The sequence below is a fragment of the Herbaspirillum sp. NPDC101396 genome, assembly GCF_044767365.1.
Classification (GTDB): domain Bacteria; phylum Pseudomonadota; class Gammaproteobacteria; order Burkholderiales; family Burkholderiaceae_D; genus Herbaspirillum.
On sequence record NZ_JBIWNT010000002.1, the window covers coordinates 619,457 to 636,059 of the forward strand.

General features: G+C 61.0%; 17 protein-coding genes and 1 other RNA gene. 8 read left to right on the top strand and 10 right to left on the bottom strand.

The window, feature by feature from the left end:
- Positions 1-5 precede the first annotated feature (5 nt).
- The 5 genes from ACIROY_RS07895 to ACIROY_RS07915 all read left to right on the top strand — a co-directional run bounded on the left by ACIROY_RS07895 (position 6) and on the right by ACIROY_RS07915 (position 4,419).
- Complete coding sequence (locus ACIROY_RS07895; RefSeq protein WP_402274202.1) at positions 6-563, top strand: chemotaxis protein CheW; 558 nt, start codon at positions 6-8, stop codon at positions 561-563.
- Between the two features lie 78 nt (positions 564-641).
- On the top strand, positions 642-1,472 hold the full coding sequence (locus ACIROY_RS07900) for a CheR family methyltransferase (protein ID WP_402341039.1): 831 nt from the start codon (positions 642-644) through the stop codon (positions 1,470-1,472).
- Between the two features lie 7 nt (positions 1,473-1,479).
- Entirely contained in the window at positions 1,480-2,049 is a 570-nt protein-coding gene (locus tag ACIROY_RS07905; protein WP_402341042.1) for a chemotaxis protein CheD, read from the top strand.
- A complete protein-coding gene (locus tag ACIROY_RS07910; RefSeq protein WP_402341045.1) occupies positions 2,046-3,182 on the top strand; it encodes a chemotaxis response regulator protein-glutamate methylesterase in 1,137 nt (378 codons plus the stop codon). The genes ACIROY_RS07905 and ACIROY_RS07910 overlap by 4 nt, the downstream gene beginning before the upstream one ends.
- A 1-nt stretch (position 3,183) precedes the next feature.
- Positions 3,184-4,419 (top strand): EAL domain-containing protein, encoded by a 1,236-nt coding sequence (locus ACIROY_RS07915; protein ID WP_402274210.1) that lies wholly within the window; start codon positions 3,184-3,186, stop codon positions 4,417-4,419.
- A 9-nt stretch (positions 4,420-4,428) separates the two neighbouring features.
- Here ACIROY_RS07915 and folK read toward each other — a convergent pair whose 3' ends face one another.
- From folK to ACIROY_RS07940, 5 genes are read right to left on the bottom strand one after another with little or no spacing between them, the layout of a single operon-like run.
- Positions 4,429-4,932, bottom strand: coding sequence for a 2-amino-4-hydroxy-6-hydroxymethyldihydropteridine diphosphokinase (folK, locus tag ACIROY_RS07920; protein ID WP_402274212.1), 504 nt, complete (start codon positions 4,930-4,932; stop codon positions 4,429-4,431).
- The gene (pcnB, locus tag ACIROY_RS07925; protein WP_402341048.1) at positions 4,929-6,389 is read right to left on the bottom strand and encodes a polynucleotide adenylyltransferase PcnB; all 1,461 of its coding nucleotides are present in this window, start codon (positions 6,387-6,389) and stop codon (positions 4,929-4,931) included. The genes folK and pcnB overlap by 4 nt, the downstream gene beginning before the upstream one ends.
- On the bottom strand, positions 6,386-7,066 hold the full coding sequence (locus ACIROY_RS07930; protein WP_402274216.1) for an HAD family hydrolase: 681 nt from the start codon (positions 7,064-7,066) through the stop codon (positions 6,386-6,388). The genes pcnB and ACIROY_RS07930 overlap by 4 nt, the downstream gene beginning before the upstream one ends.
- Entirely contained in the window at positions 7,063-7,758 is a 696-nt protein-coding gene (gene hda / locus ACIROY_RS07935) for a DnaA regulatory inactivator Hda (RefSeq protein ID WP_402274219.1), read from the bottom strand. Before hda ends, ACIROY_RS07930 begins: the two co-directional genes overlap by 4 nt.
- Positions 7,755-8,843, bottom strand: coding sequence for an AI-2E family transporter (locus tag ACIROY_RS07940; protein ID WP_402274222.1), 1,089 nt, complete (start codon positions 8,841-8,843; stop codon positions 7,755-7,757). Before ACIROY_RS07940 ends, hda begins: the two co-directional genes overlap by 4 nt.
- Positions 8,844-8,957: 114 nt before the next feature.
- Here ACIROY_RS07940 and purM point away from each other — a divergent pair, with 114 nt between their 5' ends.
- Positions 8,958-10,001 carry a phosphoribosylformylglycinamidine cyclo-ligase gene (gene purM, locus ACIROY_RS07945; RefSeq protein ID WP_402274224.1) on the top strand — a complete coding sequence of 348 codons (1,044 nt, stop codon included), beginning with the start codon at positions 8,958-8,960 and terminating at the stop codon, positions 9,999-10,001.
- Between the two features lie 94 nt (positions 10,002-10,095).
- Here the strand turns inward: purM and ACIROY_RS07950 are convergent, their stop codons facing one another.
- The 5 genes from ACIROY_RS07950 to ACIROY_RS07970 form a co-directional block, all read right to left on the bottom strand.
- The gene (locus ACIROY_RS07950) at positions 10,096-10,980 is read right to left on the bottom strand and encodes a peptidase (protein ID WP_402274226.1); all 885 of its coding nucleotides are present in this window, start codon (positions 10,978-10,980) and stop codon (positions 10,096-10,098) included.
- A gap of 153 nt (positions 10,981-11,133) precedes the next feature.
- Positions 11,134-12,126, bottom strand: a complete 993-nt coding sequence (locus ACIROY_RS07955; RefSeq protein ID WP_402274229.1) for an alpha-E domain-containing protein — start codon at positions 12,124-12,126, stop codon at positions 11,134-11,136.
- 3 nt (positions 12,127-12,129) lie between these two features.
- On the bottom strand, positions 12,130-13,545 hold the full coding sequence (locus ACIROY_RS07960) for a circularly permuted type 2 ATP-grasp protein (protein ID WP_116434060.1): 1,416 nt from the start codon (positions 13,543-13,545) through the stop codon (positions 12,130-12,132).
- A gap of 261 nt (positions 13,546-13,806) precedes the next feature.
- Positions 13,807-14,247, bottom strand: coding sequence for a cupin domain-containing protein (locus tag ACIROY_RS07965; protein ID WP_402274234.1), 441 nt, complete (start codon positions 14,245-14,247; stop codon positions 13,807-13,809).
- Between the two features lie 86 nt (positions 14,248-14,333).
- A complete protein-coding gene (locus ACIROY_RS07970; protein ID WP_402341052.1) occupies positions 14,334-14,987 on the bottom strand; it encodes a glutathione S-transferase family protein in 654 nt (217 codons plus the stop codon).
- 112 nt (positions 14,988-15,099) lie between these two features.
- Here ACIROY_RS07970 and ACIROY_RS07975 point away from each other — a divergent pair.
- Both ACIROY_RS07975 and ACIROY_RS07980 read left to right on the top strand, forming a co-directional pair.
- Positions 15,100-15,173: non-coding RNA, sX9 sRNA (locus ACIROY_RS07975), on the top strand.
- Between the two features lie 203 nt (positions 15,174-15,376).
- Positions 15,377-16,603, top strand: a complete 1,227-nt coding sequence (locus tag ACIROY_RS07980) for a polyhydroxyalkanoate depolymerase (protein WP_402341055.1) — start codon at positions 15,377-15,379, stop codon at positions 16,601-16,603.

A 16,603-nucleotide genomic window follows, 5' to 3' on the forward strand; every position in this document is an offset into this window, starting at 1 on the left:
CATGCATGCCAAGTTTGTCGCTTAACGGCGAATCGTCGTTCGCCAGGACGCAGCATCAGGAACCGGTGCAGAGCCGCCAGTTCCTGACCTTTGTGCTGGGCGAAGAGTTGTTCGCCATGCCGATTGAAGATATTCGCGAAATCATCGAATTCAGCAGCCTCACCGAAGTGCCGCTGATGCCGAATTTTTTACGCGGCGTGATCAACCTGCGCGGCGCCGTGGTGCCGGTGATCGACTTGTCGGTGCGCTTCGGCAGGGCGCAGACGCCGGTCGCCAAGCGCACCTGCATCGTCATCATGGAGCTGATGCAGGAGCAGCAGGGCCTGCTTCTGGGCGTGATGGTGGATGCGGTGCGTGCAGTGCTGACCGTCGAAGATGAAAAGATCGAGCCGCCGCTGTCGTTCGGTGCGCGCCTGCGCGCCGACTTCATCGAAGGCATGATCAACATCAAGGACAGGTTCGTGGTGGTGCTGGACGTCAAGGCGGTGTTGTCGGTGGATGAGTTGTCGACGCTGATCGGCATGGCTGCCGTCGAGGAAATGTCGACGCCCTCCGGACAGTAGAAATTAAAAAAGGCGCCGCCCGCCGTCGGCGGCGCCACGAAATACGAAGCAGGCAATCGTTAACCGGGGATCACGCAGATGAGTTCCAGCATCGAGTCAATGGCACTGGATGTCAGCGATCAGGAAATGCTGTTGTTCCAGCAGCTTTTCAGGGAGCACATCGGGCTGTACCTGCCCTTCTCGAAGAAGGCGCTGCTGTGCAGCCGCCTTTCGCGTCGCCTGGGCGAGCTGAGCCTGTCCAGCCTCAAGGAGTACCACGCGCTGATTTCGCGTCCGCAGGAAGAGGCGGAGCGTCAGCGCGCGATCGACCTGATCACTACCAACGAGACCTATTTTTTCCGCGAACAGAAGCACTTCGACGCCTTGCGCGACGATATCCTCCCGGCAATCGACCGGCGCCATCCGCTCAAGGTATGGAGCGCCGCCAGCTCGACCGGCGAGGAAGCCTATTCCATCGCGATGGTGCTGGACGATCATCGCAGCCAGCTTCCGTGGAGCATCCTCGCATCCGACATCAGCCAGCGCGTGCTGTCGTTCGGCCGGCGCGCCCTGTATCCGATGGTGCGCGGAGAGTTGATCCCGCCGTCGTATCTGTCGCGCTATTGCCTGCGCGGCACCGGCGAGTACGACGGCCATTTCCTGATCGACCAGAAGATCCGCAAGCGCGTGAACTTCGAGCAGCGCAATCTGCTGAGCCTGCCGGTTGAGATGGATGGGCAGTTCGACGTCGTGTTCTTGCGCAACGTCATCATCTATTTCGATTTTCCGACCAAGGTTGATGTCTTGCGTTCCGTGGTGAACAAGCTGCGTCCTGGCGGCTGGCTCATCGTCGGTCATTCCGAATCGCTGCACGGCATGCCGCTGGAGCTGCAGATGCACGCGCCCTCAATCTATCGGCGGCTGCCATGAGGCTGCCATGACTCAGCGCATCTTCGTCAATCTGGGAGAAGTGTATTTCGGCCAGGGCGACCTGCAGGTCGAGACGCTGCTCGGGTCCTGTGTGGCGATCACGCTGTGGCATCCGGTGCGACATTTCGGCGGGCTCTGTCATTTCGTCTTGCCGGAGCGCAGGCATTCCCCCCGGCTGGGTGCTGACGGCGTGCAAGTACACGAAGCGCCAGACGGCCGGTACGGCGACGAGGCTTTATCACGCTTGCTGGAGCAGGTTCGGGTGCATGGCACGCGCATTGCCGATTACACGGTCAAGGTCTTCGGCGGCGGCAACGTGCTGGGCCTGCCGCCGACCAAGCTCAGGATAGGCCAGGCCAATGCCGATTTTGCACTCGACATCCTGCAGCAGCATCACATCCCCGTGACGGCGCAGGATGTGGCGGGCGAGGGTTATCGTTACCTGCGTTTCGATCTCAACAATGGCGACGTCTGGGTCAGGCGGGGCCATGGTGTCTCGCACGACATGGAAAAAGTCCCTGCTGCAGCCGCAGGCAGACCGCTACGCACTGCAGCGTTTGGCAAGGAGCAGACATGACGATCAAGGTCATGATAGTCGACGATTCGTCGGTCGTACGCCAGGTCATTCAGGATCTGCTGGAGCCCTGTCATGACATCAGCGTCATTGCCACGGCGCCGGATCCGATTTTCGCCATGGCGAAAATGCGGGCCAACTGGCCCGACGTCATCGTGCTCGACATTGAAATGCCGCGCATGGACGGCATCACCTTCCTGCGCCAGATCATGGCGATACGGCCGACGCCGGTGGTGATCTGTTCATCGCTGGCCGAGCGCAGCGCTTCGGTGACGATGGAGGCATTGGCGGCGGGCGCAGTCGGCATCATCACCAAACCGCAGCTGGGCATACGCGACTTCCTGCAGGATAGTTCGGATGACCTGATCGCAGCGATACGCGCTGCTGCTCAGGCCCGCTTGCGACGTGCGCCGACCGCGTCGAATGCGGCCGGGGGCCTGAGTTTCGGCAACGAAGTCGAGCGCAATGCGCGCCATGATTCCGTCGCGGCAGGCATTGCCGACGGCAGCAGGCTGACGGCCGACGCGATGCTGGATGCGCCCGGCTACCTCGACGGCCTGATTCCCGTTACGCCGAAAATCGTCGCCATCGGCGCCTCGACCGGTGGGCCGCAAGCGCTGGAAAAAGTGCTGCGTGATTTGTCCGAAGAATGTCCGGGCATCATCATCGTGCAGCACATGCCGGAGAAGTTCACACTCAGTTTCGCCAAACGCCTCAACGCCATTTCAGCCATCGAGGTCAAGGAAGCCGAGCACTACGACCTGGTGTTGCCAGGACGCGCACTTGTTGCGCCGGGCGGGGCCCATATGATGGTCAAGCGCGATGGCGTGCAGTACTATGTAGAGGTGGTCAACGGCCCTCTCGTCAGCCGTCACAAGCCATCGGTGGACGTCTTGTTCCGTTCCGTCGCCAAAGCTGCCGGCAAGAATGCAGTGGGTATCATCATGACCGGAATGGGCGACGACGGCGCGCGCGGCATGAAGGAGTTGCACGACGCAGGCGCGTCAACCTATGCACAGGATGAAAACAGTTGCGTGGTCTTCGGCATGCCTAAAGAGGCATTGGCGCAAGGCGGCGTAAGCGATGTGATTTCTCTTGAGAACATGTCTTCCGTGATCAACCAACATGGCTACTAACATGACGCCCTTTACCATTGAGACTTTGCTGATTGTCGACGACAGTCCTCTGCAACGTTTGCACACCGTGGGCCTGATGCGCGATCTCGGTGTGGAAATGATCTACGAAGCCGGCGACGGCCAGGAAGCACTCGATTTGCTGGGGCTGTTGAAGTTGCCGCCGAGTCTCGTGATCGTCGATCTCGAGATGCCCGGCATGGACGGCGTCGAGTTCATCCAGCACCTGCAGGAAAGAAAACTGAATTTCCCCATCATCGTCGCCTCCAGCCGCGAGACATCCCTGCTGGCGTCAGTGGAGACCATGATCGAGGCGCTCGGCATGCACGTGTTGGGCGCGCTGCAAAAGCCGCTCAATCAGGAAAAGATCCTCGGCGCGCTGAAATCATTCGACAGCAATCTTGCCCTCCCGACGAAAGACGATGCGCTTCCCGCCGTGTGCGAAACGGAACTGGCGGCGGCGATCCGCAACGGCGAAATCATCGCCTTCTATCAACCCAAGGTGGATATCCGCACCGGCATGCTCAAAGGCGTCGAAGCATTGGCGCGCTGGATGCATCCGGCCAACGGCATGGTGCCGCCCGATCGTTTCATTCCGCTGGCGGAGAAGAGTGGCCTGATCCATGAGCTGACCTTGTCGATGCTGACGCAGGCGATGGCGCAGGCGGCGCTATGGAACGAGCGCGGATTGCCGCTGAAGGTGGCGGTGAACCTGTCGCCGTTGTCGCTCGACATTCCCGGCTTCGTGCAGAAGATCGTCGACCTGCTGGCGCAGCATGCATTGCAGGCGGATCAGATGGTGCTGGAAATTACCGAAGGTTCGGTGGTGGCCAATCTGGGCACGGCGCTCGGTACGCTGGCGCGGCTGCGCCTCAAGGGTTTTGGTTTGTCGATCGACGACTACGGCACCGGCTTCTCGTCGATGCAGCAGCTGGCGCGCATCCCTTTTACGGAACTCAAGATTGATCGCTCATTCGTGCACGGCGCGCATTCGCGCCAGAACTTGCGCGTGATTTTGCAATCCGCACTGGACATGGCCAGGCGTCTGGAACTGGTGACCGTGGCCGAAGGTATCGAGACAATCGAAGACTGGCGTTTGCTGCAAGAATCGGGATGCATGATAGGGCAGGGTTACCTGATCGCGAGGCCGATGCCGGCCAACGATTTGCCGGTATGGCTCAAGGGACACCATCGGCGTTTGGGTGAACTGCGTCCTCCGGCAGGCGCTGTCGAGACCTGAACGTTCGGGTCAGTTCAGCAGTTCGATCGCCTGATCCCGCACTTGCGCTTGCAGGTCGCGCGCTGCGCCGATACCGGGAATGACGGCGTCCGGTGCAATCTCCAACAAGGGTATCAACACGAAGGCACGCAGCGCCATGCGCGGATGCGGCAGCGTCAGTACGTCGTCTGCAAGCTGCAGGTCGCCGTAGGACAGGATGTCGAGATCGAGGGTGCGCGGTGCATTGCGGTAAGGACGTTCGCGTCCATGCGCCAGTTCGATGGCTTGCAAGGCCGCGAGCAATGCGTGCGGCGTGAGCGTGGTGTCGAGTTGGGCAACGGCATTGACGTAATCGTCGCCGCCGGCGTCAACCGGCGCAGTGCGGTACAACTGCGATTGTGCGCTCAGCACGGTGTCGGGCAACAGCGCCAGGCGGCGCAATGCATCTTCCACCGTAGCCCGGGCGTCGCCCAGGTTGCCGCCGATGCCGATGAAGGCGCGCACCGCCGTTACGGCTGTTGCCGCAGGCGTCATGCGTCGCCGTCAGACGAGGAGTTGCCGCCACTGCCACTGCCGCTGCCTTCTCCGCCACCGCTCTTGCTGCGATTGCGGCCGCCGCGACGCTTGCGTTTGCGCGCTGCCGGAGCAGGGCCAGCACCAGCACCAGCACCAGCACCCGTACCAGCGGAACCTGCCGACGCTGCACCGCCGGCGCTGCTTGTCGTGGGCTTGCGCGCCAGCAGTGATTCGCGGCCGGAATTGTCGGCTTCCATGAAGTCGGTCCACCAGTCGCCCAGCTCTGCATCGATTTCGCCGGAGGCACAACGCAGGAGCAGGAAGTCGTAACCGGCGCGCAGGCGCAGATGTTCCAGCAATTTATATGGCGCCTTGCCGGTGCGGCGTTCGAAGCGCGGTTGCATGGCCCAGATGTCGCGCATGTCGGAAGCGATCTTGCGCTGCAGGGCGAGCTTCTCGGTCTGCGCGTTGAGGACGTCGTCGGCAGCCAGATGCAGCGCCGGGATCGGGTACTCGCCGGAAGCCTGGTAGGCGCGCCATTTCTCAAGCACCTGATGCCACAGTAGCGAAGCGAACAGGAAGCCCGGCGAGACCGGCTTGCCCTGCTTGATGCGCGCATCGGTATTGGCCAGCGCCAGGGTGACGAATTTTTCGCCGAGCGGCTGCTCCAGCACGACGTCCAGCAGCGGCAGCAGGCCGTGATGCAGGCCTTCCTTGCGCAGCTGTTGCAGGCAGGCCAGCGCGTGGCCGCTCATGAGCAGCTTGAGCATTTCATCGAACACGCGCGCGGCCGGCACGTTGTTGATGAGCGGCGCCATGACCGGAATCGGCGCGCTGGTGGCGGCGTCAATGCTGAACTTGAGCTTGGCGGCGAAGCGCACCACGCGCAGCATGCGCACCGGGTCTTCGCGATAGCGCGCTTCCGGCACGCCGATGATGCGCAAGGTCTTGGCGCGGATGTCGGCGATGCCGCCATGGTAGTCGAGCACCGTTTGCGCCGCCGGATCGTAATACATGGCGTTGATGGTGAAGTCGCGGCGCACCGCGTCTTCATGCTGTTCGCCGAAGGTGTTGTCGCGCAGGACGCGGCCGTGTTCGTCCTTGGGGGCGGCGTCCGCCGAACTGCCGCGGAAGGTGGTGACTTCGATCAGCTCCTGGCCGAACATCACGTGCACGATCTGGAAGCGGCGACCGATGATGAAGGCGCGCCGGAACAATTGCTTGATCTCTTCGGGCGTGGCGTTGGTGGCGACGTCGAAGTCCTTGGGCTTGACCGACAGCAGCAGGTCGCGCACCGCGCCGCCGACGATGAAGGCCTTGAAGCCGGCTTCCTGCAAGGTCTGCGTGACGCGGATCGCGTTCGGCGAGACCAGCTGCAGATCGATGCCGTGCTGCTTCTGGCTGAGGACGGTGGGCTCGGTGGTGTCGAGCTCTTTTTTCTTGCCCAGGAAGGAGCGGATGAATTTTTTGATCATTGCGCGTGGGCGTCGAAGAGATTCAGGATGGGCCAGCCTTGGGCAATCGCATGTGCCTTGAGCTTGTCGTTCGGATTGGTGGCGACCGGGTGGGTGACGGCGGCCAGCAGCGGGATGTCGTTTTGTGAATCGCTGTAGAAATGGCTTTGCGGGAAGTCGGCAATGCTCTTGCCTTGCTCTCGCAGCCAGGCCTGGGTGTGCACGATCTTGCCCGGGCCGAAGGTCGGTGTTCCCAGAAGGCGGCCGGTGATGTTGCCTTCCGCATCGAACTCCGGCAGTGCGGCGATCAGGTGATGCACCTTGAACAGCTTGGCGATCGGTTCGGTGACGAAGCTGTTGGTGGCGGTGATGATGGCCACCAGGTCGCCGGCGTCGAGGTGCTTTTGCACCAGTGCGAGGGCGGCTGGCGCCATAGCAGGCTTGATGACTTCGTCCATGAACTGCACATGCCAGGCGTCCAGCTGGGCGCGCGGGAATTTGGACAGCGTGCCGAAGGCGAACTCGAGATACTTCACCGGGTCCAGCGTACCGGCCTGGTAATGTGCGAACCACTCGTCGTTGGCCTTGCGGAAAGCAGCGGCGTCGATGGCGCCGGTGCGCGCCAGGAACTCGCCCCACTCATGGTCGGAGTCGATCGGGATCAGCGTATGGTCGAGGTCAAATAAGGCGAGATTCATGGCGTTTCGTTTTCAGCTTCCTGTTGAAGAAGGTCGCGTAGCAGCGGCAGGGTGATGGGGCGCTTGGTTTCGAGCGAATAGCGGTCGAGCGCGTCGAGCATGCGCGACAGTGAAGGCATGTCGCGCCGGTAATGGGTGAGCAGATAGGACAGGATGCCGGGCGACACGGTCATGCCGCGCGCCTGCGCCGATTGCGTCAACGCGGCGATCTTCTCGTCGTCGGTGAGACCGTTTACTTGATAGATCAGGCCCCAGCCGAGGCGCGTACGCAAGTCTTCGCGCACCTGCAGCTGTGCCGGCGGCTGTGCGCCTGCGCTGACCAGGTAGCCACCCAGTTCGCGGATCTGGTTGAACAGGGCGAAGGCAGCGATCTGCGACGCCGGCGGCAACTGCTCGCAGTCGTCGAGCAGGTAGCATTGGATGGCCGGGTCGTAGTCGAAGGCGCCGTCGTCGGCATCGGCGGAAATCAGGCGGGAACCGGTCGGGATCTTCTGCGCCAGCGAATGCAGCAGATGTGTTTTGCCCGCACCGGTTTCGCCCCAGAGATAGATGAAGCGATCGCTCAAGGTCGGTTGCGCGTGCGCCGCGGCGATGTCTTGCAGGCGTTGCAGCAATTCTGCATTCTGGCCTGTCACAAACGTGTCGAAAGTCGGCGGCTGCTGCGCGCTCAAATCCAGCAGAAGTTGTCTCATGTCTCGCTATTGTAGAAACTGCTGCTCAGGTAATGCTGGCGCAGGTGGCGCACCACCACCGACATGATCGCCGAGGCGGGCAGGGCCACCAGCACGCCGACAAAACCGAACAACTGACCGAACGCCAGCAGCGCGAAGATCACCATCAGCGGATGCAGGCCGATACGTTCGCCCACCAGTTGCGGCGTCAGGATGAAGCTTTCCAGCACCTGACCGATGCCATAGATGATGGCCACGGCCACCAGGCCATACAGGCCGGTGAATTGCAGCACGGCGGCGATCAGCGCCAGCACCAGGCCGAGGCCGAAACCGACGTAGGGGATGAACACCAGCAAACCGGTCAGGATGCCGACCGGCAAGGCGATGTCGAAGCCGGCGATCGCCAGCGCTACGGAATAATAGGTCGCCAGGATCAACATGACCAGTAATTGGCCGCGCAGGTATTGCGCCAGCAGGTCGTCGACTTCTTCCGTCATGGCGCTGATCTTGCCGACCCAGCGGCGCGGGATCATGCCGCGCAGGCGCTTGATGAAGGGATGCCAGTCTTGCAACAGGTAGAACAGCACCATCGGGATGAACAGCAGGTTGGCGGCCCAGGTCAGCAGCGCGGTGCCGCCGATCTTGGCCGACGCCAGCACCGAGGCCCAGATTTCATCGCCGCTGGTGGCCAGCTGCTGGGTCAGGATGCGCTTGATGCCGGTGATGTCGAGGCGCACGTGGATGCCGAATTCGCTCAGGCGCGGCGCCACCTTGGCATTGAGCTTGTCGAGGAAATTCGGGATCTGCTGCTGCAGCAGCGGAATTTCCTTCACCAGCACCGGCACCACGATCAGGACCAGTGCCAGCCCGGCCAGCAACAGCAGCAGGACGACGATCAGCACCGCCACCACACGCGGCAGCAAAAACGGCCCGATGCGGCGGCGCGCCAGCCAGTCGACACCCGGATTGAGGGCGTAGGCCAGGATGGCGGCGGTGACAAACGGGGTCAGCATCGGCCCCAGCAATATCAGGAGGCCTACCAACAACAGCCCTAAGGTGAGCCACAACAAGCTTTGTTTTTGCTCATCCGTTAAAGAAAAAGGCATGGAAATAGGGCTTTAGATGAATCGGTTTGTTAAAATCACGGTTTACTTCAGGTTTCAGCGGCCTTGTTGCCGCAGATACTCCTCTATTTTACCGCCTCCAGTGCCAATATCATCATGACTTCATCATCCAATGTTTCCCTCTCTTACCGCGACGCGGGCGTCGACATCGATGCGGGCGACGCTTTAGTCGAGGCTATCAAGCCGTTTGCCAAGCGTACGACCCGCGAAGGCGTGCTGGGCGGCATCGGCGGTTTCGGCGCGTTGTTTGAAATCAGCAAGAAATTCAAGGAGCCGGTGCTGGTGTCCGGTACCGACGGCGTCGGCACCAAGCTGAAACTGGCTTTTCACCTGAACAGGCATGACACGGTCGGCATCGATCTGGTCGCCATGAGCGTCAACGACATCCTGGTGCAAGGCGCCGAGCCGTTGTTCTTCCTCGATTACTTTGCCTGCGGCAAGTTGGACGTGGCCAGCGCCACCGATGTCATCAAGGGCATCGCCAAGGGCTGTGAACAAGCCGGTTGCGCGCTGATCGGCGGCGAAACCGCTGAAATGCCGAGCATGTATCCGGACGGCGAATACGACCTGGCCGGCTTCGCCGTCGGCGCGGTGGAAAAATCCAAGCTGATCGACGGCACCAAGATCATCCCGGGCGACGTCGTCTTGGGTCTGGCCTCCTCGGGCGCCCACTCCAACGGTTATTCGCTGGTCCGCAAGATCCTGGAAGTCGCCAAGCCTGACCTGAACGCCGATTTCCACGGCCGCAAGCTGGCCGACGTGCTGCTGGAACCAACCCGTATCTACGTCAAGCCATTGCTGGCGCTGATGGAGGCTATGGAAGTGAAAGGCATGGTCCATATCACCGGCGGCGGCCTGGTCGAAAACATCCCGCGCGTCCTGCAAGACAATCTGACTGCCGTGCTCGACAGCAAGGCCTGGACCATGCCGCCGCTGTTTACCTGGCTGCAGGAGCACGGCGGCGTGGCTGACGCCGAAATGCACCGCGTCTTCAACTGCGGCATCGGCATGACCGTGATTGTCTCCAAGGAAAACGCCGCCGCCGCCGAAGCGCAGTTGAAGGCGGCCGGCGAGACCGTGTTCCGCATCGGCGAAATCCGCGCCCGCGCCGAAGGAGAAGCTCAGACGATCGTTGTTTGAGTCTTTCGGACATTGCCGCCCGGTTGACGCCGGGCAATAAAAACGGCTGCAAGAAATTGCAGCCGTTTTTGTTTGGATGATCTGCAGCGCGCGATCAGTTCGGTTGCTGCGCCACTTCCGCTTCGCCGTCGCCGGCCAGGGTCTGCCGGGTGACCGGCGGCACATCGCGGGCCACGGCTTCCGGCGGCTGCACGCGCACCGGCTGGCTGTGGTCGACCGATGACGACAATACATTGAGCGTCGCTTCAGGGGCGGCGTCCCAGACCGGATCGTCGATCGCCTCGAACACGCGCTTCAATTGCGAGCCCCAGCTGCGGCGGATCATCTGGAAATACTGGTTGTGCTCGTCAATGGTGACGAAGCGCGTCACCGCCAGGTCATTGCTGTTGTAGACCAGCAGGTCCAGCGGCAGACCGACCGAGATGTTCGACTTCAGCGTCGAGTCCATCGAGATCAGCGCACACTTGGCAGCCTCGTCCAGCGAGGTGTGGGGCGTGACGACGCGGTCGATGATCGGTTTGCCGTACTTGGCTTCGCCGATCTGGAAATAGGTGTTCTCGTCGTGCGATTCAATGAAGTTGCCCGCCGAATACATCTGGAACAGGCGGCAGCGCTCGCCCTTGATCTGGCCGCCGAAGATGATGCTCACATTGAAGTCGATACCGAACTTGGCCAATTCTTCCGCATCGCGCTGATGCACAGTGCGGATCGCGTCGCCGAGAATCTGCGCGGCTTCGTACATCGAGGTCGCGGTCCAGATGGTGCGGCCTTCGGCGTTGGTCTTCTCCGACACGATCTGGCGGATCGATTGTGAAATGGAAAGATTGCCCGCCGTCATCATCACCATGACGCGTTCGCCCGGATTCTCGTAGACGTTCATTTTGCGGAACGTGCCGATATGATCGACGCCCGCATTGGTTCTCGAGTCGGATAAAAAGACCAGGCCTTCGTTCAGGCGCATGGCGACGCAATAAGTCATGATGTGAGCTAAAAATGTAAAAGCCGGATTTTACAGGAAGCCCCGCCGGCACTGAGTGCGGGCGGGGCCCAAATGTCGTGGACCTGACACATTATCGGCAAATTCCAGACAATTCTTAACCGTCAGGTTGGCAATTAATAAATTTTTTACGATTTATGCTGCCAAAGGAACAAGAAAATCCTTGCTGATACGATTGCCGAGCTCAAAGATGCGCTCCAAAAACACCGTCAGGTAATCGTGCAGGCCGGCATCGAAGACTTCCTCGATGCGGCTGAACTTGAGATCGGCGTCCAGCTTGCCGGCGAAGCGTTCGGTATCGGCCGAGACGTCGTTGCGGACGTGTTTCAGGTTGCTTAGCACATGGTCCATGCAGGCCGCCAATGAACGCGGCATGTCGGCGCGCAGGATCAGCAATTCGGCAACGCGTTCCGGCGTGATGACGTCGCGATAGACCTTGCGGTAAATCTCGAAGCCCGACACCGAGCGCAGGATCGCCGCCCAGTAGTAGAAGTCGATCTGGCTGTCCTGGCCTTTGGTTTCCTTGCTCAACAGGCCTTGCTGCTGGCTTTGGCCCGACTTGACGGTTTCCTTGGCGCCGTGGAATTTGACGTCGATGATGCGCGCGGTGTTGTCGGCGCGCTCGAGGAAGGTGCCGAGGCGGATGAAGTGGAAGGCTTCATCCTTGAGCATGGTGCCGATGGTGACGCCGCGCGACAAATGCGAGCGATGCTTGACCCATTCAAAGAAGTCGCTCGGGTTCTGCTCCAGCGCATTGGTCTGCAGATAACCCTGCATCTTGATCCAGGTGGCGTTCTGGATTTCCCAGGCTTCGGTGGTCAGCGCGCCGCGCACTGCGCGGGCGTTCTCGCGCGCCTGCTTGAGGCAGGACGCGATCGACGACGAATTGCTGGGGTCGCGCACCATGAAATCGATGACATCCTTTTGCGTCAGCGCATCGTACTTCTTGTTATAGCCATACTGCAGCTCGGAAATGCCGAGCAGCGCGCGCCAGCCTTGCTCGGCGTCGTCGGTTGATTGCGGCAGCAGGGCGGTCTGCACGTGCACGTCGAGCATGCGGGCGGTATTTTCGGCGCGTTCGGTGTAGCGCGCCATCCAGAACAGGTGGTCAGCGGTGCGGCTCAACATGATTTATTTCTCCAGAATCCAGGTGTCCTTGGTGCCGCCGCCTTGCGACGAATTCACCACCAGCGAGCCTTCCTTGAGCGCCACGCGCGTGAGGCCGCCTTTGACCATCGAGACGGTCTTGCCGGACAACACGAAGGGACGCAGATCGAGATGGCGCGGCGCGATGCCTGAGTCGACATAGGTCGGGCAAACGGACAGCGCCAGCGTCGGCTGGGCGATATAGCCATCGGGTTTTGCGATCACGCGCTGACGGAAATCCTCGATCTCCTGTTTGGTCGACGCCGGGCCGACCAGCATGCCGTAGCCGCCGGCGCCGTGTACTTCCTTGACCACCAGCTTGTCGAGATTGGCCAGCGTATAGGAAAGGTCTTCCTTCTTGCGGCACTGATAAGTCGGGACGTTGTTGAGGATGGGTTCTTCGGACAGGTAGAACTTGATCATGTCCGGCACGTACGGATAGATCGACTTGTCGTCGGCGACGCCGGTGCCGATGGCATTGGTCAGCGTGACCTTGCCGGCGCGATAGGCGGCCAGCAGACCCGGCACCCCCAGCGAGGAATCAGCACGGAACGCCAGCGGATCAAGGTAGTCATCGTCGATGCGGCGGTAGATGACGTCGACACGTTTCGGTCCGCGCGTGGTGCGCATGTAGACGGTGTTGTCCTTGACGAACAAGTCCTGTCCCTCGACCAGCTCGACGCCCATCTGCTGCGCCAGGAACGCATGTTCGAAATATGCCGAGTTGTACATGCCCGGCGTCATTACCACCACGGTCGGATCGACCACGCCGACCGGCGCGACCGAGCGCAGATTGTCGAGCAGCATGTCGGGATAGTGATCGACCGGCGCGATCTTGTGACGCGTAAACAGTTCGGGGAACAGCCGCATCATCATCTTGCGGTTTTCCAGCATGTAGGACACGCCGGACGGTACGCGCAGGTTATCTTCCAGCACGTAGAACTCGCCCTCGCCGGCGCGCACGATATCGACGCCGGCGATGTGGGCGTAGATGTCGGAGGCGACGTCGACGTCCTGCATCTCGGGACGGTATTGCGCGTTCTTCAGGATCTGCTCAGCCGGGATGACGCCGGCCTTGATGATCTTCTGGCCGTGATAAATATCATGGATGAACATGTTGAGCGCTTTGACGCGCTGCACCAGGCCTGCTTCCAGCTTGGCCCATTCGGCGGCATGAATGATGCGCGGAATGATGTCGAAGGGGATCAGCCGCTCGGTGCCGGCATCGTTGCCGTAGACCGCGAAGGTGATGCCGACGCGGCGGAAAATCAGGTCCGACTCAGCGCGTTTGCGAACGATGGTCTCAGCAGTTTGGGACGACAGCCACGCCGCGAATTCATCGTAGTGCTTGCGGACCGAAACGGTGCCGTCGGAGTACATCTCATCGAAAAAATTTGCCATAAATTTGCTTCATTTTCTGGTGCTGATGCGGGGGATTTTTAGCTTGGGGCTTTAGCTTGAGACTGGGCGAATATTATTTGTTCATTGGTAGTTGCCGGCATCCTCATCGCTGGTGAAGGTAGGCACAGACTATCACGCCATTTCCGCTTTTGGACAGCGAAAATTGCATGCGGTTCTGGTCCTCAATTGCGCCAGCGATGGCCGCTCCGGTTTGATGAGCGCTTTGATGATGCGGATTGAAAATGATTTGTTCCTCCTGATTCAGGCCCACGGCGTCGGCGCGGGAACCGCGGCCGGCGCGGGCATGTCGATGGTGGTGAAGTCGGCCGGGCTGACGATTTCCAGGTACTCCATGTCCGGCGAGTAGTCGAACAGAAAGTGCACGATGCCCGGACGCTGGTGCACGCAATCGCCGGTTTTCACCAGCGTGACCTGGTCCTCATACATGAAGCGCGCCCAGCCCTTGAGCATGATGACAATATGAAAGTTCGCTTCGTGCCGGTGCCAGCCGGTACCGGCTTCCGGCGCCATGTTGGCCTTGACCAGCTGAGCCACGACCTGGCCGCCGGTGGCTGCGGCGATGCCGAGGTCGCGGTACAGGAAGAAGTCGCGCAGGCCACCTTGTTCATACTGTGTGTCGCCTTCGCTGACGTGGGAGAACACATTCAGGGAGGTCGGCTTTGTTTCGGCTATCGTATTCATGACACTGGTCCTTTCTGCGGCGGGCCGCATTCGGTTGGCTGATGAAATACCTTGGCTTGCGTCTCCTGATCCACTCTTGGCTTTTCTTAGAATTCCACGTCCAGTTCGTCGATATCCTCAGGTTCCTTCTGTGCGGCGGCGATCCATTCCTTCATCTCCGGCATCGCCATGATGCGCTTGCTGTAAGCCGCGCAGATCGGCTCCAGCTTGACGTCATAGGTGATGAAACGCGTGATCACCGGCGCATACATGGCGTCGGCCATGGTGCGTTCGCCGAACAGGAAGGGGCCGCCATAGGTGGCCAGGCACTCCTTCCAGATGGTGGTGATGCGCTGGATGTCGGCCTGCGCGCGCGACCAGACTTTGAAATTGGGGAAGTGCGCCTTGAGGTTCATCGGCAATGCCGAGCGCAGGGCGCTGAAGCCGGAATGCATTTCGCCGCAGATCGCACGGCAATGCGCGCGCGCCGCCTGGTCGGCCGGCAGCAGCTTGGCGGCCGGGCGGATTTCGTTGAGATACTCGGCGATCGCCAGCGTATCCCAGACAAAGATCTCGCCGTGCTTGAGGCTGGGCACCAGGATCGACGACGACAGCAGCAGGATTTCTGCGCGCGCATCGGGGTCGTCCGGCGACACGATGTCTTCCTGAAACGGCAACCCGGCAAATTTTGCGAGCAGCCAGCCACGCATGGACCAGGACGAGTAATTCTTGCTGGTGATGCGCAAAGTCGTTTTAGGCATGTCAGTCCTTTATGTGTATGGGTGCTTTTGACTTTGGCGCGTCATTTATTGAACGTGCCTGCGATCTTACTGCGAGGCCATGATCCGGCGTCGGGTGGTGCTCGGGATCCTCATGTGCTCAAGCACACTCCGGTTCCTGCGCTCCGTCCGCCACCGGCTGATGGCCTCTCGCTACAGATCTCAGGCGCGTTCAGACGCGCAGTTTGCGTGGACGCGTCCGTAGCGGCAGACCGCCATTTTTCGGCCTGCGGATGTTGCGAGTCCTCTACTTGCAAAGGGCGTGCCAGCGACGTCCATGATGTCGGTCGCGGCTCATACGCTCCCGAAGGTCAATGGCATGCATATTGCATCGAAGGAGGGACTGGTGAAACCGAGGGAGTGGGTTGTATATGACAAATATTTACCAGGCCTACCAGCAATACGCCGACGCCACCGATCCGCTGCGCGCTTCGGCCCGGGCGGCAGCGCCGTTTCTGGGGCATAGCTGGCCGGGTTTGCCGTCCAGCCCCATGCTGCGCAAAATGGCCGCAGCCTACGAGGTATTTGCACGCACGCAATTGACGCATGTGCGCCCTCCCTTCGCTATCGACAGCGTTCTGGACGGCGGGCGCACCGTTGCGGTGCGTGAAGAAGTCATCGACCGCACACCGTTTTGCACGCTCCTGCGTTTCCGCAAGGAAACAACGGCCGAGCAACCGGCGGTGTTACTGGTGGCGCCGATGTCGGGCCACTTCGCGACGCTGCTGCGCGGCACCGTCAAGACCCTGCTGCGCGACCACGACGTCTACATCACCGACTGGCACAATGCGCGCGACATTGCGCTCGAACACGGCCGCTTCGGCCTCGACGAATACGTCGGTCACCTGATCCGTTTTCTGCAGGTCATCGGCCCCGGCGCGCATCTGGTCGCGGTGTGTCAGCCGACCGTGGCGGCCATCACCGCCGCCGCCGTGATGGCCGAGAGCGACGACCCGGCCCAGCCGCGCACCATGACACTGATGGCCGGGCCGCTCGACACGCGCGTCAATCCGACCACAGTCAACGAGCTGGCCAAGAGCAAGCCAATCGAATGGTTCGAGAAGAATCTGGTCAGCACGGTGCCGGCGCGCCATCCCGGCGGCGGCCGCAAGGTCTACCCGGGTTTCATGCAGCTGGCGGCGTTCATGAACATGAACCTGAATCGCCACGTCGACGCCTTCCGCAACCTGTACACCTACCTGATCGAGGACGAACACGACAAGGCCGAAGCGATCAAGGTGTTCTACGAAGAATACTTCGCCATGTCGGACCTGCCGGCCGAGTTTTACCTGGAAACGGTGCGGGTGGTGTTCCAGGAACACGCCTTGCCGCTCGGTTTGCTGCAGTTCCAGGGGCGACCGGTCAACCTCAAGGCGATCCGGCGCACCGCACTGTTCACCGTGGAAGGTGAGAAGGATGACATCTGCGCCGTCGGCCAGACTGTCGCTGCACAGGATATGTGCAGCAGCATCCGCCCGTACATGCGCCTGCACCATGTGCAGACGGCGGTGGGCCACTATGGCGTCTTCAACGGACGCCGCTGGGAAAATGAAATCTATCCACGCCTGAGGGATTTCATTAATATGCACCACAGGTGA

What these genes read in the sequence shown, in the direction of transcription:
- ACIROY_RS07980 (WP_402341055.1), top strand. Translation starts at nt 15,377, where the DNA reads ATGACAAATATTTACCAGGCCTACCAGCAATACGCCGACGCCACCGAT.
- pcnB (WP_402341048.1), bottom strand. Translation starts at nt 6,389, where the DNA reads ATGATCAAAAAATTCATCCGCTCCTTCCTGGGCAAGAAAAAAGAGCTC.
- folK (WP_402274212.1), bottom strand. Translation starts at nt 4,932, where the DNA reads ATGACGCCTGCGGCAACAGCCGTAACGGCGGTGCGCGCCTTCATCGGC.
- ACIROY_RS07905 (WP_402341042.1), top strand. Translation starts at nt 1,480, where the DNA reads ATGACTCAGCGCATCTTCGTCAATCTGGGAGAAGTGTATTTCGGCCAG.
- ACIROY_RS07950 (WP_402274226.1), bottom strand. Translation starts at nt 10,980, where the DNA reads ATGACTTATTGCGTCGCCATGCGCCTGAACGAAGGCCTGGTCTTTTTA.
- ACIROY_RS07970 (WP_402341052.1), bottom strand. Translation starts at nt 14,987, where the DNA reads ATGCCTAAAACGACTTTGCGCATCACCAGCAAGAATTACTCGTCCTGG.
- ACIROY_RS07955 (WP_402274229.1), bottom strand. Translation starts at nt 12,126, where the DNA reads ATGTTGAGCCGCACCGCTGACCACCTGTTCTGGATGGCGCGCTACACC.
- ACIROY_RS07915 (WP_402274210.1), top strand. Translation starts at nt 3,184, where the DNA reads ATGACGCCCTTTACCATTGAGACTTTGCTGATTGTCGACGACAGTCCT.
- ACIROY_RS07960 (WP_116434060.1), bottom strand. Translation starts at nt 13,545, where the DNA reads ATGGCAAATTTTTTCGATGAGATGTACTCCGACGGCACCGTTTCGGTC.
- ACIROY_RS07900 (WP_402341039.1), top strand. Translation starts at nt 642, where the DNA reads ATGAGTTCCAGCATCGAGTCAATGGCACTGGATGTCAGCGATCAGGAA.
- purM (WP_402274224.1), top strand. Translation starts at nt 8,958, where the DNA reads ATGACTTCATCATCCAATGTTTCCCTCTCTTACCGCGACGCGGGCGTC.
- hda (WP_402274219.1), bottom strand. Translation starts at nt 7,758, where the DNA reads ATGAGACAACTTCTGCTGGATTTGAGCGCGCAGCAGCCGCCGACTTTC.
- ACIROY_RS07910 (WP_402341045.1), top strand. Translation starts at nt 2,046, where the DNA reads ATGACGATCAAGGTCATGATAGTCGACGATTCGTCGGTCGTACGCCAG.
- ACIROY_RS07930 (WP_402274216.1), bottom strand. Translation starts at nt 7,066, where the DNA reads ATGAATCTCGCCTTATTTGACCTCGACCATACGCTGATCCCGATCGAC.
- ACIROY_RS07965 (WP_402274234.1), bottom strand. Translation starts at nt 14,247, where the DNA reads ATGAATACGATAGCCGAAACAAAGCCGACCTCCCTGAATGTGTTCTCC.
- ACIROY_RS07895 (WP_402274202.1), top strand. Translation starts at nt 6, where the DNA reads ATGCCAAGTTTGTCGCTTAACGGCGAATCGTCGTTCGCCAGGACGCAG.
- ACIROY_RS07940 (WP_402274222.1), bottom strand. Translation starts at nt 8,843, where the DNA reads ATGCCTTTTTCTTTAACGGATGAGCAAAAACAAAGCTTGTTGTGGCTC.